This window comes from Roseovarius bejariae (assembly GCF_009669325.1).
Classification (GTDB): domain Bacteria; phylum Pseudomonadota; class Alphaproteobacteria; order Rhodobacterales; family Rhodobacteraceae; genus Roseovarius; species Roseovarius bejariae.
On record NZ_SZWE01000001.1, the window covers coordinates 683,372 to 699,516 of the forward strand.

The 16,145-nt window shown below is 59.7% G+C and carries 17 protein-coding genes; 3 read left to right on the forward strand and 14 right to left on the reverse strand.

Features of this window, described 5'->3' with window-relative positions; all coding sequences use genetic code 11:
• Positions 1-68: 68 nt before the first annotated feature.
• Both FDP25_RS03295 and FDP25_RS03300 read left to right on the forward strand, forming a co-directional pair.
• Positions 69-1,832: a trypsin-like peptidase domain-containing protein gene (locus tag FDP25_RS03295; RefSeq protein WP_154148904.1), complete on the forward strand. Its 1,764-nt coding sequence runs from the start codon at positions 69-71 to the stop codon at positions 1,830-1,832.
• Positions 1,833-2,101: 269 nt separating this feature from the next.
• Positions 2,102-2,392: a hypothetical protein gene (locus tag FDP25_RS03300; protein WP_154148906.1), complete on the forward strand. Its 291-nt coding sequence runs from the start codon at positions 2,102-2,104 to the stop codon at positions 2,390-2,392.
• Positions 2,393-2,395: 3 nt separating this feature from the next.
• Here FDP25_RS03300 and FDP25_RS03305 read toward each other — a convergent pair whose 3' ends face one another.
• The 14 genes from FDP25_RS03305 to FDP25_RS03370 form a co-directional block, all read right to left on the reverse strand.
• On the reverse strand, positions 2,396-3,964 hold the full coding sequence (locus FDP25_RS03305; protein WP_154148908.1) for a thiamine pyrophosphate-binding protein: 1,569 nt from the start codon (positions 3,962-3,964) through the stop codon (positions 2,396-2,398).
• Positions 3,964-5,412, reverse strand: a complete 1,449-nt coding sequence (locus FDP25_RS03310; RefSeq protein ID WP_154148910.1) for a TrkH family potassium uptake protein — start codon at positions 5,410-5,412, stop codon at positions 3,964-3,966. Before FDP25_RS03310 ends, FDP25_RS03305 begins: the two co-directional genes overlap by 1 nt.
• Before the next feature lie 111 nt (positions 5,413-5,523).
• Complete coding sequence (locus FDP25_RS03315) at positions 5,524-5,748, reverse strand: DUF1127 domain-containing protein (RefSeq protein WP_154148912.1); 225 nt, start codon at positions 5,746-5,748, stop codon at positions 5,524-5,526.
• 130 nt (positions 5,749-5,878) lie between these two features.
• Positions 5,879-6,106 carry a hypothetical protein gene (locus tag FDP25_RS03320; protein ID WP_154148914.1) on the reverse strand — a complete coding sequence of 76 codons (228 nt, stop codon included), beginning with the start codon at positions 6,104-6,106 and terminating at the stop codon, positions 5,879-5,881.
• Positions 6,107-6,240: 134 nt separating this feature from the next.
• Complete coding sequence (locus tag FDP25_RS03325) at positions 6,241-6,702, reverse strand: hypothetical protein (RefSeq protein ID WP_154148916.1); 462 nt, start codon at positions 6,700-6,702, stop codon at positions 6,241-6,243.
• A 173-nt stretch (positions 6,703-6,875) separates the two neighbouring features.
• Positions 6,876-7,976, reverse strand: a complete 1,101-nt coding sequence (folE2, locus tag FDP25_RS03330) for a GTP cyclohydrolase FolE2 (RefSeq protein ID WP_154148918.1) — start codon at positions 7,974-7,976, stop codon at positions 6,876-6,878.
• Positions 7,977-8,078: 102 nt separating this feature from the next.
• On the reverse strand, positions 8,079-9,431 hold the full coding sequence (locus FDP25_RS03335) for an MATE family efflux transporter (RefSeq protein ID WP_154153056.1): 1,353 nt from the start codon (positions 9,429-9,431) through the stop codon (positions 8,079-8,081).
• Positions 9,432-9,477: 46 nt separating this feature from the next.
• Positions 9,478-10,377 (reverse strand): nickel/cobalt transporter, encoded by a 900-nt coding sequence (locus tag FDP25_RS03340; protein ID WP_154148920.1) that lies wholly within the window; start codon positions 10,375-10,377, stop codon positions 9,478-9,480.
• Entirely contained in the window at positions 10,359-10,991 is a 633-nt protein-coding gene (locus FDP25_RS03345; protein ID WP_154148922.1) for a DUF1007 family protein, read from the reverse strand. The genes FDP25_RS03340 and FDP25_RS03345 overlap by 19 nt, the downstream gene beginning before the upstream one ends.
• Before the next feature lie 69 nt (positions 10,992-11,060).
• The gene (gene ppk2, locus FDP25_RS03350) at positions 11,061-11,951 is read right to left on the reverse strand and encodes a polyphosphate kinase 2 (protein WP_246175865.1); all 891 of its coding nucleotides are present in this window, start codon (positions 11,949-11,951) and stop codon (positions 11,061-11,063) included.
• 273 nt (positions 11,952-12,224) lie between these two features.
• Positions 12,225-12,536, reverse strand: coding sequence for an ETC complex I subunit (locus FDP25_RS03355; RefSeq protein WP_154148926.1), 312 nt, complete (start codon positions 12,534-12,536; stop codon positions 12,225-12,227).
• Positions 12,537-12,608: 72 nt separating this feature from the next.
• Entirely contained in the window at positions 12,609-13,682 is a 1,074-nt protein-coding gene (locus tag FDP25_RS03360) for an alpha/beta hydrolase (RefSeq protein WP_343031947.1), read from the reverse strand.
• A 71-nt stretch (positions 13,683-13,753) separates the two neighbouring features.
• Entirely contained in the window at positions 13,754-14,650 is an 897-nt protein-coding gene (gene rpoH / locus FDP25_RS03365; RefSeq protein WP_154148930.1) for an RNA polymerase sigma factor RpoH, read from the reverse strand.
• A 161-nt stretch (positions 14,651-14,811) separates the two neighbouring features.
• A complete protein-coding gene (locus tag FDP25_RS03370; RefSeq protein ID WP_154148932.1) occupies positions 14,812-15,837 on the reverse strand; it encodes an RluA family pseudouridine synthase in 1,026 nt (341 codons plus the stop codon).
• On the opposite strand from FDP25_RS03370, the gene FDP25_RS03375 reads away from it, so the two are divergent.
• Positions 15,836-16,135 (forward strand): DUF6476 family protein, encoded by a 300-nt coding sequence (locus tag FDP25_RS03375; RefSeq protein ID WP_154153059.1) that lies wholly within the window; start codon positions 15,836-15,838, stop codon positions 16,133-16,135. The genes FDP25_RS03370 and FDP25_RS03375 overlap by 2 nt on opposite strands.
• The last annotated feature ends 10 nt before the right edge of the window (positions 16,136-16,145 follow it).

A 16,145-nucleotide genomic window follows, 5' to 3' on the forward strand; every position in this document is an offset into this window, starting at 1 on the left:
GCCGCAGATTTGCTAAAAGATTCCGAAACAAGTCACATTCATCACAAAGGTACGGGCAATTGGGTCATATGACGCGCATACTAACCGCACTAACACTGGCACTTCTCATGTTGGCCCCTGCGGCACGGGCCCAGGACGATGGGCTTGCCTGGGTGCAGATCGAGGCGCAACCGAGCCTTGCGCAGGCCCGGGAAAGCATTCGTGGCTACGCTGCCGAATTGCAGGACGTGAACGGCTTTTCGCTTGGCGGGAACTGGTATGCCATCGCCCTTGGTCCATATACGCGGCAGGATGCCGAGCAGGTCTTGCGCGTGTTGCGCGCCGAAGGGGTGATCCCGCGCGACAGCTATATCGCCGAAAGCGGGGATTACCGGCAGCAGTTCTGGCCGGTCGGGGCATCGACACTGGCCGATGCCGCGCCCGAGGCGACCGAACCCGCGCCCGAGCCGCAAGAACAACCTGACGAAACGACCGAGATTGCGCCAGCACCCGAACCACAGGCCGTGGAACCGGACGAGACCCCGCGCGAGGCACGGGCAAGTGAGCGCGCATTAAGCCGTGACCAGAGGGCGGAGTTGCAAGAGGCCCTGAAGTGGGCGGGCTTTTACGGTGGGGCCATCGATGCAGCCTTTGGCCGGGGGACCCGTGGGGCCATGGCCCGCTGGCAAGAGGCGAACGCCTATGAGGCCACCGGCATACTGACCACCCGGCAACGTGCCGATTTGCTGCGCCAGTACAACGAAATCCTTGAAGGATTGAATTTGCAACTGGTCAGCGATGTGGATGCAGGCATCGAAATGATCCTGCCCACCGGAGTTGTCAGCTTTGACAAATACGAACCGCCCTTTGCCCACTACAATGCCTCCGGCGACATTGACGCCAAAGTGCTGTTGATCAGCCAGGAAGGCGATGAGGACACGCTGGCCGGTCTTTACGACATCATGCAAACGCTTGAGATCGTGCCGGAAACCGGGCCGCGCACCCTGAACCGCCGGGCCTTTACCCTGATTGGCGAGGGCGCTTTGACGATTTCGCATACGCAGGCGTGGTTGAAAGATGGGCGGGTCAAGGGCTTTACCCTGATCTGGCCCGCAGGCGACGAGGAACGTCGCACGCGCCTTCTGGGGGAAATGCAGGAAAGCTTTACCCGGCTTGACGGGGTGCTTGATCCCTCGGCTGGCCCGGAAACAGAACCCAGCATCGACCTTGTGTCAGGGTTGGAGGTGCGCAAGCCCAAGCTTTCGCGCTCGGGCTTTTATGTGGACGGTTCGGGCACGGTTGTGACGACCGCCGAGGCGACGCAGGGTTGTGGGAAAATCACCATAGACGAAGAATACGAGGCCCAAGTGGCCACGGTAAACGAAGACCTCGGCATCGCCGTCTTGCGCCCCACGGAAACACTGGCACCGATGAGTGTGGCCGCATTCCAGCAGGTCATCCCGCGTCTACAGGCCGATGTGGCCGTAGCGGGCTATTCCTATGGTGGCGTATTGGGGGCGCCGACATTGACCTTCGGCCAATTGGCCGAGTTGCAAGGCCTGAACGGAGAGGACACCCTGAAACGTCTGGCCCTTGCCGCGCTTGAAGGTGACGCGGGCGGTCCGGTGGTGGATGCTGGGGGGGCCGTATTGGGTATGCTGCTGCCCAATCGCGCAAAAGGTCGCCAATTGCCGGAGGGGGTCAGCTTTGCCGCCGATGCCGAGGCCGTGCAGCAGGTTTTGCAGGAAGCCGGCGTTTCGCCCTCGGCCACCAGTGAACAGGATCAGATCGCCCCCGAAGTCCTGACCAATCGCGCCGCGAACATGACGGTGCTGGTCAGTTGCTGGGAGTGACGGTGCGCCGTTAACAATTTGCTAAAACCCGATCCATAAACGGCCCCGCTCGATGCGGGGCCGTTAACATTTTGGCAAGACTTTATAGCCACTTTGAAAACCGTCGCCAGAACGGCAAATCCAACAGAACGTTATGGCCCAGATGTGTTCAGCATAGCGAGGGGCCGCCTTGCCTGCCCCGGGCCGAATGCCTTGAAGAAGGTATAATCCAGTTTCGCAAACAGCGTGGGGGCGCTGCCGGGTGACCGGCCTGTAAACGGAGTTTCATCATGCTCAAATCACCCCGACTCGCCCTTGGACTTGCGGCCATCCTGCTGACCGGTGGTGCAAACGCGCAAAACTATATCACCCCGAAGGGATTTCAGAGCCAAACCGCGGCACGCACCACAGCGACACGACCAGCTGCGGATCATCAGGGACAGTGGTGGACGCATCCCTTGGGCTGCGAATACTCCCGTGCCGGTTTGCCGGGAGAAACCGTTTGGTACATCATCGTCAACACGATGCGGAACGGCTGCCCCCACCGGATCGTGATCGAAAGTCACAGCGGTGTCTACTGACCCTCAGTGCAAGCCCGGCGTCATGTGAATAAGCGTCGGGCGGTCCGCCTTGAAGGCCTGCGCCACCACCTGTGCCAACTCTTCAAGCGAAGACGGGCGCGCGGCATGTGCCCCGTAGGCCCGCGCGACGGCCCCGAAATCAGGATTGCGGGCGATCACGGCATTGGGCGCGATCTGCGCGCCGGTCATGCTGTCTTCGATCGCGCCGAGTTTGCCGTTGTCCCAAAGCAGGATCGGCAAGGACAGCCCCAGCTCGACCGCCGCGCCAAGCTCGGCAATGGTGTACTGGATGCCGTAATCGCCGATGATGCAACAGGTCGGCAAATCGGGCCGCGCCGTGGCCCCGCCAATGGCCGCAGGAAGGCTATAGCCCAAGGTGCCGAAGCCCGTCGGGTGATGCCATTCCCCCGGCCGGTCCAACGGCCAGCTCTCCAAGGCGACATAAGCGAACTGCGTCATGTCGGAATAGACCACGGTCCGCTCTGGCAGGCATTGGCGCAACGTATCGGCCACAGGCAGGACATTGGGCGTTTCGGCATCGACCTGCGCGCGCCAACGGGTTTTCGCGGCGCGGACCTTTTCCGCATCCCATCCGTTTGTCGGCACATGCCCATCGAGCGCGGCGAGAAGGTGTGCGAAGAAGTCAGAGGCGGAAGACAAAACCGGCCATTCGCACTCTGGCAGGAAACCACCCGGATCGATATCAACCTGGATCAAGCGCCCACGAATGCCAGCATCCTCGCGCAGCAGGTCGGATTCGCTCAGTTCGGTTCCCACCAGAACAACGACATCGGCCTGCTCGACAACCGCCTGTGCCTCGGGCCGCGCAAGGTAGCTGCCATAGTTCAAGGCATAGGGCCCGGAAATTCCGCGCCCTGTCTGGGTTTCGAAGCTCGCCGCGCCAAGCGCCGTCAGGGCCTCACGTGCCGAGGTCGCGCAATCCCGCGCGCCTCCACCCAGAATAAAAAGCGGGCGCTTGGCCGACAAGATCGCCTCGGTGACGGCAAAATTCGGCGCGCCCTTGCGCTCAGACGACAGTACCGGGCAAGGACCGGGCGGCGGTGCGAGGGCTTCCAGAACCGAGATCGGGATCTGGATATGCCGGGGGCGCGGTCGCCCGGTGGCCATCTCGGTCAAAGCGCGGTCGATGAGAATATAGGCCGCCTCGGCGGTGCGGGCCTCTTCGGACCACTCACAAACCGTATCTGCCGCCGCGCGTTGATCCAGCATCTGGTGCAACTGGCCGCGGGCGCCCGCCGTTTCATCAAGGCAGGAGGAAATCACCAGCATCGGCACGCTATCGGAATAGGCCTGCCCCATGGGTGTCATGATATTGCACAGGCCAGGACCGGTGATCACATAAGCGACCCCCGGTTTGCCGGTGGCGCGGGCATAGCCATCGGCCATGAAACCGGCCCCCTGTTCGTGACGGGCAAGGACATGGGTGATGCCGGCCTCTTCGATCCCGCGATAGAGTTCCTGGTTGTGAACACCGGGGATGCCAAAGATCACGTCAACGCCCCGATCTTTCAGCATATGCGATATTTGCGCGCCAAGTGGTCTTTGAGTCATCATGCCCTCCAGAAGCTGATGGTGAAAATCGCGTAGACGGCAAGAAGCTCCAGCCGCCCGAGAAGCATCGCCCCGACCAACACCCATTTGGCAGTATCGTTGAGCGAGGCGAAGTTCCCCGCAGGTCCGATAATTTCGCCCAACCCGGGGCCGATATTTCCAAGCGCCGTGGCTGCCCCCGAGACCGAGGTGACGAAGTCGAGGCCCGTAAACCCAAGAACCACACTGATCACGCCAAGGGTAACGATGAAGAGAACGAAGAACGACATAACCGAGTTCAGGACATCATCGGCAATCGGGCGTCCATCGTAACGTGGCGTGAAAACGCCATGCGGTGAATAGATACGTCGCAGTTGTGAGCGGATCGAGGCAAATAGAATTTGATATCGGAAGATCTTGACGGAACAGGCCGTAGACCCCGCGCAACCGCCAATCAGCCCGATAAAGAAGAACAGGGTCACAGGCAGCGACCCCCACCCCATGTAATCGACACTCGCATACCCCGTTCCGGAGATGATCGACGTGATGTTGAAAAGCGCCTCACGAAAGGCCTGCTCGGGATGGTGCGGAAAGACATGAACGAGAAACGCCGCCATACCGAAAACCAACACAAAAATCGTCAGCAAGAAGCCATGAATTTGCGTGTCTTTCCAAAGCGGTTTTGCATTGCCGTTCAAAAGCTGGACATACCGCACGAAGGGAAGTGCCGCGAGCGTCATGAAAATGGATGCAACATATTCCGGCGGGCCACTAAAAGTACCGAAAGAGGCGTCGTAATTTGAGAATCCCCCGGTTGAGACCGTGGTCAGCGCGTGAACAGTCGCATCGAAGGCATGCATGCCGAGCACCATGTAACAAGCAACGCAAGCCAGCGTTATGCCGAGGTAGATAACTGAAATCTGCGATGCGATCGCACTGGCGCGGGGCAGAATTTTACCCATGGTATCAAAAGCCTCAGAGCGGAATATCTGCATCCCACCGACGCGCAGTTCGGGCAAAAACACCATGGCCACAACGATGATACCCACACCGCCGAGCCATTGCAGGATACCGCGCCAGAGCAAGATACCTTTAGGTAATTGCTCCAAGCCCGAAAAGACGGTGGACCCCGTGGTCGTCAGGCCCGACATGGCCTCGAACACGGCGTCGACCATACGCGCCTCGGTGGCCCCCAGAAGAAATGGGATCGCTCCGAAAAACGGCAGCGCAACCCAAACGCCTGTGGTCAACAAGAAGGTCTGCTGGATGGTCAGCCCTTCGCGAACCCCGTTGCGACAGGCAAGCGCGACCAGACCACCGATAAGGGTTGTGATGACCGCGCTTTCGGCAAAAACCGGCCAGTGACCTCGCGCTTCGGCGATGTCCACCAGCATCGGCAACACCATGGCCACCCCGAGGGCCAGCACCATGAGGCCGATCACATATCCCACGGGGCGCAGATCGATCATGGATGGCAGAGTTGGCCCGAGGTCAGCCGGGTGTCAAGCGACAGGCGCGACTTGGGACAGAATGGCCATGCAATGTGCTTTTTCCAAGATCGCCTCTCGCAGCGCCGGGCGTCATGCGGGCAGCGTGTCCCCCATGACATAGGGGATAATCTCTTGGCGGGAGATCCCCAGCAGGGCCAATTCCGGGTCTGTCATGGCATGGAGCCGCATGAGCCGCTCAAAATGCATCCGGCTGAGCATATAACCGTTCATGCCGTGGGCGTGTTCAGCCATGTACAGGTCAAGCGCCTTGCGCCATGTATCGGGGACGAATTCGATCTCGATACCTTGTGTCATCAGGAACCCCTTCCTTATCGAGGGTGGGCTCCTCCCATGTCGAAACAGTAGCACGAATCGTGCGTAAAATCATGGGGCACGACCCGGGCGGCACATGCTGTTGCACTCATGCCGCCCGTAGCGCATGGGATCAGGCGTAAAACAGATCGCGATAGACGTAGTGAACGATCTGTTCGCGCTTCACACCGATTTCGGCAAGTTCCGCGTCGGACTTCGCTTCGAGCGCTTCGATCTGGTCGCGGCGCGAAGCGAAATGTGCGTGCGCTTCGAGCGCGCGGGACAGCGATGTCAGGAAGCTCGCAAAACGGGTGCGCAAACCACGGTCAGTGGTGTGAATGTCTGTGGTCAGTGTCGTCATTGGAAACCTCGTTGCCTTTGGCTGCTACGGTTTGGTTTCCTCCCTGACCTCAAACTAGGTCAGCTAGACTGACATGACCATCGTTCATTCGGCAAAGCCGGGTTGCACCAAGTGCATCCCGGCTTGCAAGGCCCTCAATTCACTGGGGTTTTCGACTTCGGCGCGACGGCCTTGGAGGGGCCCTCCGGCATCGCCGGGGGCTTGGACGGGGCGCGTGGGCGTTTGACTTTTTCGGTGGGCTCTTGTGAATCCTCGACGGTGGGCGTTGTCGATTTGGACTTGTGGGCCGCCGGTTCGGTTGTCTTGGCCATCATACCGGGCTTTTCATTGGCTTCGGCTGAAGGTGTCGTCTTTACCTTGGCCTTGGCGGACTTGGGTGCCTTTGCTTTGGTGACGGGTTTGGCCTTGGCTTTCGGTGCCGGCACCTTTTCCGGGGTTTGGACTTGGGCCTTGAGGCCAGTTCCAACGGAAAAAGGATTGGTCTCAATCGCGGCCTGACCGATGACCTGCGCCACGCGCAGATTGGTTTCCATCATGTACCCGGCCACGCGCCATGCGGCGGCGGATAATTCAAGAGGCGTCGTGACATGTTGCATGAAAAGCTCCTTTCGCAATGCCTATGCTGCGGTAGCAAAGCAGTGTAACAAAGGCATAACTAGCGGCCTAATGGACATCCGCACTGTCTTATCACAGAGACAGCACGTCGCCCAACCCGCACGCGAATTCAGGCAACCTGCCGAAAAAAGAGGCGTTAGACAGAGGCCAAGGCCTATCCTACGTGGAACAATGTTGAGAACAACCGGGGGTCGATGCTGTCCGAGGCGAAGGTTTCACCTTCGGTCAGAATGCTAACGGCATCGTGGCTGTGCAAGCTTTCCTGATGGCTGGCCACCACGCTGAAATCACCCACCCGTGCGTCTTTCTGAAGGTGCTCACAGAAAAGCCGGGCCGCATCCTCCACGAAGATCGGATTGGCGGCATTCAATTCCGCAAAGGCTTGCTCATCCTCGCGCTTGACCATGACTTGAGTTTCCGTGGGAACGGCCCCCCGGGCCATATCGATGAGATCTTCGAACCACAGGACATCACCTTCAACCACCTCCACCGACAGCCGGGCCACCGAGCGTTGCGAATGCGGTGTCGCCAATTGGCCGCGTGCCTGACGCGCGTGTTCGCTTAGTTCAAGCGAGCAGGGGCAGGTCGAGGAGTAGACATAATCGATATGCATGTACTTGCGGCGCACACCGTTCTTCTCGACCAGTTCAAGCGCGATGTCATAATATTGGAACCCTTCCAGCCCCGAGCGCAGGGATTTCACCTTCATCGGGTAGGAAAAACGCATTTGAATCCGGGCATCGATACTATCGAGGTCGGTCATGTAATCGTTGAGCGCGGCCTCGATCACCTCGAAGCTGAAAGTCTTCTCGGCGTGTTTGTAGAAACTGCGCATGATGCGCGACATGTTGATGCCTTTCTTGTCGGCATCAAGGCTGACCGTCCCCGTGACCGAGGTTTCCAGCGTCAGATCGCCATTGTCACGGGTGTGAAAACTGATCGGCAGACGGAAATTGGAGATTCCGACATGCTGCAAGTGCCGTCGCGCCCCCCGGATGAGCGAACTGGGGCCGTTTTGCAGGTCAGGCATCGTGGCCTTATAGGCCGCATCCACCTCGAAATCATGCGGATACTCGCGAGAGAGCGCAGGGTAATTCGATGCCCCCTGCCCCGGCAAAAGACGTGCCACGGCGGGGTCCAGATCGGCCACCTCTTCAGGGCTGGCCGATTTCGCCCAATTGCGCAGCACGTCAAGCGCCGCCTCGGCCTCGTCCCGGTCGGGCGATTGCTCAAGATCGGTCGGTCGGATGTTCATGGCATGCTCCCTCGTCCGTGCTGCCGCACCTATACATAATGCACGCGGCGCAGAATTGCTATTCTCGGTATTGTTTACGCCGAAACCGACGCGACGGATCACTTATTGAGGCTTTCGCGCCGACCATCCCCAAAACCGGGCCATCATGAAAAGGGCTGCAAGGGCAAGGCCCGTGGCCAGCCCGAGCCAGACACCGACGCCGCCCATCTCGAATGTGAACCCCAAGAGGTAACTCGACGGGATACCAATCCCCCAATAAGTTATCGCGGCAATCACCATGGGCACGCGGGTGTCTTGCACCCCGCGTAGAAGCCCAAGGGCGATCACCTGTCCGGCATCGACCAGTTGGAACAAGGCGGCCGCGGCCAAAAGCCCCGTTCCAAGGGCCAAAACAGCGGCGCGGTCCGGCTCGTCGGGGCGCATAAAGGCGCTGATGATCGGTTCGGGCAACACGATGAAAACCAAAACGGTGACAAGGGCCGCCATGGTGGACAAAGCGATCACCACGCTGGCACCTGCGCGCAGGCCCTGCAAATCACCGCGCCCATGGGCATGGCCTGCCCGCACCGTCGCCGCGTTGCTTAGCCCCAGATGCATCATGAAGGCGACCGAGGCCGCCTGAAGCGCGATACCATGGGCCGCCAAGGGTAAGGTGCCAAGCCAGCCCATCATCACCGAGGAGGCGGCGAAAAGGCCCACCTCGGCCAGGTTCGTGACCCCGATAGGCCAACCAAGGCGGAAGACACGACCGAAGGCCTCCGCGTCCGGACGCCAAAGCCTTTGGAACAAGGCGTGTTCCGGGGTCGCGCGGACAACGTAGATGACAAGCGCCACAAGGGAAACAAGATGCACCGTGACCGAGGCCACGGCAGCCCCTCGAATGCCCATCTCGGGCGCGCCGAAGTTGCCGAAGATCAGCATATAGTTAACCAAGGCGTTCACCCCGGCGGCCAAAACCGTGATCCAAAGAACGATGCGCGTTCGCTCCAGTGCGGCCAGGTACGATTTAAGCACCATCACCAGAAGGGCGGGCCAGATGGCCCAGCCGTTGATCAGGTTATACGCGCCTGCAAGGCGTGCGACCTCCTCGGTCTGGCCAAGGGCGCGCAGAATATCATCGGTGAACAGCAATAAAGGCAAAGCGAAGCAGCCAAACAGAACCGAGGCCCAAAGCCCCATGCGGGTGACCCGCCGCACCTGCGCCCCCTCGCCTGCGCCTTGGGCCGCGGCCACCATCGGCATCACGGCCCATGCAAAGCCCGATCCCATGATGAAGAAGACGAAGAACATCTCACCGCCCAAAACACCGGCAGCCAAAGACTCCACGTTGTACCAACCCAGCATCGCCGCATCGGTCAGGGTGATCGCGAACTGCGCCAAATGGCTGCCCACCAAAGGCAATCCAAGGCCAAGGACGGCACGGGCGTGTTGGCGATATGTCAGGGCGTATTGCATGGCTTCGCCATAGGCGGACATGCTGAGCAGGGCAATCGAAATGATGTCAGAGTGCGGCGAGCATGAGTTGCCCCGCGATCAGCGCCACCAGGGCACCTACGGCAACCTCAACGAGAGGCAGGGCCCGGGCGGCCACCCCACCCTGCCCCGCGATCATACGGGCCAGCAGCCCTTCGCGCAGGGTGACGGCGGCAATGGCAACGGCAACAGTCACACTGGCCGTCCCAAGGCCCATGGCAAAGGCCCCCATGATCCCCGCCATATCGACCCCCATGCGCCATGTCAGGATCAGCAGGAACAAGGCCCCGGTGCAGGGCCGAATGGCAACGGCTGCGATAATGGCCAGCCCGTCGCGGACAGAGGTCACTTGGCTGGCCTCGTCTATACTGGGACCATGCTTGTGTCCGCAGCTTGAGCAAACACCATCTTCGGCATGAGGGTGGTCATGCAGGCCCACACGCCGAAAGCGCCGAAAACCACGCATCAACAACCATAGCCCAACAAGTGCGATGGCCCCATAACTGGCAGGGGCCATGATCTTGTCGGCCACCCCTTGCATGGCCTGCCGCGTCAGCCCCAACAGGAAGACACCGGCATAGACAAGCACCACCGCCGTTGCCGCCTGTGCGAGGCTTGAGGCCAAGGCCAGCACCGAGAGGCGCAACACGGGAACACGCGCCCCGACGCCATATCCGCCAATCAGGATCTTGCCATGTCCGGGCCCCGCCGCGTGAAAGAAACCATAGGCGAAACACAAGCCCAGAAGCCCGAGCAACGCCCCAGCCTCGCCTGCACGCAAGCCGCGCAGGTAGCCCGCCATGGATTGCTGTACCTCGCGTTGCCCCTCGGTGGCCCAACGAGCAACGTCAGCAGCCCCGCCAAAGCCCCAAAGCCAGACGGCAAGCGCCAGAATGCCGACCCCGGCGATCAGGAGGATGGCGCGCATGTGACCCTCAATTCGTCTGCATAATAGATGCCCACCTGCACCTCGTCGTAAACGGCTTCCATCCCCACGCCGCCGAGTGTCTCGACCTTTTGATCGGCGGCATCCGTATCGGGTTGGATAAGTTCGGTTTCACAGATCTCTGGCAGCCCTGTGACCTCGACCAGGTCAAGCGCCGCATAGTAGGAAGGATCATAGGGGCGCACCGTAAGGTGCATTGGGGCCAAGGCTTCAACCGGGCGAATATGGCGGGTCACGATCCGCCCGCCTTCCATGGTGGCATGGGTGGCCTTGGGTCCGCCCAAGGCCACTTTTTCACCCTCGTCATAGAGGAATAAAGCCCCTTCGAAACCCGGCTCCCAATACTCAAGATCAAACCCCATAAGAGCCGCCTGTTCCTTTTCGGTCAGTTGCATGTCGCCATCAGGGTCAAGCCCCCGATCTTCCAGAACCAGAAGCGAAAAGAAGTCATCATAGCTCCAGGTCACTTCAACCCCGGTAAGACGCCCTTTCGTATCACTCAAGAACCGCAGGCTTACATCCACAAATACATGCGGGTGCGCGCTTGCTATGGTCGCGGGGATGAGAGCCAAAAGAATGAGAAGTTTACGCAGCATGGCAAATGTTTAGGGCCGCCCTGCCCATTCGGCAAGACGGCCCCGAAACCGTGCGCGATTCCCCGCGCGTCAGCCTTTGCGAACGTCCGGATGCAGGGACTTTCCAAGAATATGATCTGTCTGGTGCAGCACGTGCTGTGCCGTTGACACGATGAGCGGATCAGGCGCCTGCGCGATTTCCGGGTCCTTGCCGGGATAATCCAGCGTGCTCAGGAAATGCTTCATACAATTAAGGCGCGCGCGTTTCTTGTCGTTCGACTTGATCACCGTCCAAGGTGCATCGGCAGTGTCAGTATAAAAGAACATCGCCTCTTTCGCCTCGGTATAGTCATCCCACTTGCCAAGGCTTTCCTTGTCAATCGGGCTAAGCTTCCATTGCTTGAGAGGGTCATTCGCGCGACTGTCGAAGCGGCGCTTTTGTTCTTCCTGGGTGACCGAGAACCAATACTTGTAAAGACGAATGCCAGAGCGCACCAGCATCTGCTCCAAGTCCGGCGTTTGGCGCATGAATTCGAGATATTCCCAAGGCTCGCAGAACCCCATGACGCGCTCGACACCCGCGCGGTTGTACCAAGAGCGGTCGTAAAAGACCATCTCGCCAACGGTCGGCAGATGTTCGATATACCGCTGGAAGAACCACTGGCCTTTCTCTTCCCACGTCGGCTTGTTGAGCGCGACGACACGGGCCTGCCGCGGGTTCAGATGTTCGGTAAAACGCTTGATCGTACCGCCCTTGCCCGCCGCATCGCGGCCTTCGAAGATCAAAACGAATTTCTCACCAGTCTCCTGCGCCCAATGCTGGACTTTCAAAAGCTCGGCCTGAAGCTTGGCCTTTTCTTCCTCGTATGGCTTCTTCTTCAGTTTTTCCTTGTAGGGATATTCACCGTTTTCAAAGGATTTGCGGAGATCCGCGATCTTGTCTTTGGCCTTTACATCCGGCTCGGCCTCGCGTTCGGCCATGGCTGCGGTCGCATGTGTCGAGGTCGTGGCTTTAGAGGCTTGTTGCTTTACTGCACTGGTACGGGTCGTCATGTTTCGCGTCTCCTTCACTGACAATGCGCGAAGGATAACCATTTCGTGAAAATTTCACCTTGATGCGGATCAAAACAGCCCTTGATCCAAGGGGGTTTCGGCCTCGGTGTCACAACACAGACACGGCCAATGCCATGCGTGTTCAAACACCTTCCACAGGTCGCGGATGAAAGATAATTGTGACGATGCCGTCTGGGGTGGTCAGTGGGTCCATGCCCCACGACGACTGGCGGCGAAATTCTCTCCATAGCCACCGGCCCGGATGTTCGGCTTGCGCTTGTGGGGATCCTGCACAACAGCGTCGATACCATGCTCCTGCGCATACTCAAGCGCGGCTTCCTTGCTGGAGAACCGAAGCTTCACCTGAGCCTGCGTATCGCTGGACGATGTCCAACCCATAAGCGGGTCAACATCGCGGGCCGTTTCGGAGACGAATTCCAGAACCCAGTGCTTTGTCTTGGCTGTTCCGGATTGCATGGCGTTCCGCGCGGGCTTGTAAATACGTGCAGGCATCAGGGTCTCCTTACTGACGAGGGTGTTATTCCAAATCTGCGCACCGGGGGCAAGTCGGCAATTGCGCGCGGGTCATTCCACCAGCCCCGGTTGCGCCCCAAGCACCATGTAATCGCCGAAGGCCGAGGCGCGTTCCCCCGCCTGATTGATCATCCCGCGCAAGACATTCACGGCCGCAGGCGAGGTGACCGGCACGAAATGGTTATACCCCTCGCCATCGGCAAGCGCCGTGAAATCAACGACCTTGACGTTCAGCCCTTTCACCTTGTCCGGCCCATCGATCAGGCCCAATCGCTGTTTGCGGCCAGTTATGAAGCCCGCGATCGACAACGCCCTGTCCTGCCGTGAGGTAAAGATGAGGAATGGTTGCGGCAAGGGGCCTATGGCCTCGGCCTGGCGGCGGAACAGGTCGGGGTCGATATCGGGCGACATAAGGACAACGCCACTGATCCGTGACAGAATCTCGGTGTCCCCTTGCAAAGCGGCCTGTCGCAACGCTTCCATCACCAGATGAGACCCCATGGAATGCGCCAGAAGGAACACCCGCTCCCCGGGTCGGGACGTCAGCCCATCCAGCATTTCAACGAAATCATCGCGCGAGAAAAGAACACTGTCGCGGTCATAGGCATAGCCACGCGGATCACCCGCCGAGAGCCATGAAAACAGGATCGTCGGCATTGTGATCTCGAAATCGGATCTGATCTGAGCCAGCCGGTACATGCTGTCCGAAAGGGTGTTGTTGTAGCCGTGCACGAATACAAGCGTTTCCTTGCCGGAATGGGCCCCGCGGACCGAGCGTAACAGCCCGGCCTGCCCCTTCAGAACCTGCGTGTCGGCCACCACGAAATCGGTGGCAGCGTCAGGCGTTTCGTCGGGCCATTCGATCTTGCCTGTCTCGTGCGTCGGCGGAACCGAGATACCGGCGCGAAAAAAGTTCATCCTGCGCGGGCGCTGTTCACCAAAGGCCTGCCCGGTCGAAGAAAGCGATCGCGGCGTGGCCACGAATATCTCTTCGATCTCGGCCGCCGGAACGGGCGCCGCGCGCTTTGCGGTCTGATGCGGGGCACAGGCCGTCAAAAGACCAACACCAACAAACAACGCCACCCGGCCAAGGCGAAACGTCAGGATTCCAATCGCGGCACTCACGGCACTCTCCATAAAAAAACTTCCCCCGGATTTGCGGGGAAAGTTACTTTCATTTTCCGTGATGTCCAAGATCAGGCTGGCGCAAGCATGCCTTTTTCTTGTGCAAGGGTGCGCATCCGTTTTTGCAGCTTCTCGAAGGCGCGCACCTCGATTTGCCGGATACGCTCGCGGCTGACGTCATATTGCCCGCTCAGATCTTCAAGCGTTATGGGCTTATCACTCAGGCGGCGTTGCGTCAGGATGTCCTTTTCACGGTCGTTGAGAACGTCCATGGCCTCGGCCAGAAGCTCACGCCGCGCGTCCAGTTCGTCGCGCTTTTCGTAATCGGCGGCCTGATCGGCGGTTTCATCCTCCAACCAATCCTGCCATTCCATGCTGCCCTCGCCTTCGGTGCCCACCTGGGCATTGAGCGAGGCATCGCCGCCCGACATGCGGCGGTTCATGGAAATGACCTCGTCCTCGGTCACACCCAGATCGTGCGCGATCTGCTTGACGTTCTCGGGGCGCAAGTCGCCATCCTCAAGCGCGCCGATGCGCGCCTTGGCCTTGCGCAGGTTGAAAAACAGCTTTTTCTGTGCGCTCGTGGTGCCCAGTTTCACCATCGACCAGCTACGCAGGATGTATTCCTGAATGCTGGCGCGGATCCACCACATGGCATAGGTCGCAAGACGGAACCCTTTTTCGGGGTCAAACCGCTTGACCGCCTGCATCAGGCCCACGTTGGCCTCGGAAATCACCTCGGCCTGCGGCAGGCCATAGCCGCGATAGCCCATGGCGATCTTGGCCGCGAGGCGCAGGTGGCTGGTGACCATCTTGTGTGCGGCCTCGGTGTCTTGTTCCTCGGCCCAGCGTTTGGCCAGCATGTATTCCTCTTCCGGTTCCAGAAGAGGAAACTTGCGGATTTCCTGCAAATAACGATTAAGCCCGCCTTCGGGTGACGGTGCCGGAAGATTTGCGTAGTTGCTCAAGCCTCTGTCCCTCCAATGTTTAGGGGCTTAACATCAATATGGGCCCGGATTTAAAGGATTCAAGGGTGATGCACCCCTAACCTTAACGCAATATGAAGATGGATCCGTTGTTTTACGACAATTGTGTCAGCGCGCTCACGCACCTGTGCTGTGCATGTCAATCAAGCGCGCAAAACTGTTATCAAATCCGCCATATCTGCGGGCATTGGCGACTCGAAGCGTAAATTTTCACCGCTGACCGGATGCGTGAATCCCAATGTGGCGGCGTGCAGGGCCTGTCGTGGAAAGGCGCGCAGGGCCTCGGCTGCCGCCTCGGAAACCACCCGTGCCGGCAGTTTTCGACGTCCGCCATAGACCGGATCGCCGATAAGCCCATGCCCCGCATGCGCCATGTGCACGCGGATTTGGTGGGTTCTGCCGGTTTCCAGCCAGCATTCGACCAGGGCCACGGCGGGAGGCCGACCATAGGATTCGACGATGCGGGCGCGCGTGACGGCGTGACGCCCCCCTTGGAACACAACCGCCTGTTTCTGGCGGTCGGTCTTGTGACGGGCCAGTTGCGTCGTGATCCGCATGATATTTCCGCTTTCGAAACTCACGCCTTTCACCCCGCGCAGGCGCGGATCGCCCGCATCCGGCACACCATGCACAAGTGCGCGGTAGTGCCGTTCGACGGTGTGTTTCTCGAACTGCGCGGCAAGCCCGTGATGCGCCCGATCGGTCTTGGCGACAACAAGTAACCCACTGGTATCTTTATCAATTCTGTGAACGATACCGGGGCGCTTTTCACCGCCCACCCCCGAAAGGGTCTCACCGCAATGCGCCAGAAGCGCGTTGACCAATGTGCCATCGGGCGTCCCCGGCGCGGGATGCACGACCATGCCAGCGGGCTTGTCGATCACGATCAGGTCGTCATCCTCGAAGATCACCGAAAGGGGGATGTCCTGTGCCACGATATGGCTTTCGTTGGCCTGTGGCACGGTGATTTCGATCAGGTCGCCCTCGGCCACCTTGCCTTTCGGATCTTGCACGGTTGTACCGTTCACGGTCACCGCCCCGTCCGATAGTAACCGCCCCAGGCGCGTGCGCGACAGGCTGGCGGCCTCTGGCGCATCGCGCGTCAAAGCCTTATCAAGGCGCGCAGGCGGATCGGCGGCGATCCGGAAGGACAATTGAGTGGATGACATGAGCGACAGCCCCGAGCCTCAGCCGATTGACGATGGCCTGTTACGTTTCCTGAAACTGCTGGTCACGGTGCTGACCGGCGTGATGATCGTGGGCGTTGTAGTGGTGATCTTTCTGCTTGTCACGCGCTTCACCGCCGAGGCCCCTGCCCTGCCCGACGAAATCGCCCTGCCAGACGGGGCCAAGGCAACGGCATTTACCCAAGGGGATCAATGGTTTGCCATCGTCACCAATGATAACCGCATACTTCTCTATGACCGCGTCACAGGCCAACTGAAGCAGACCATTACCATTGAATAAGGGGCTTTGA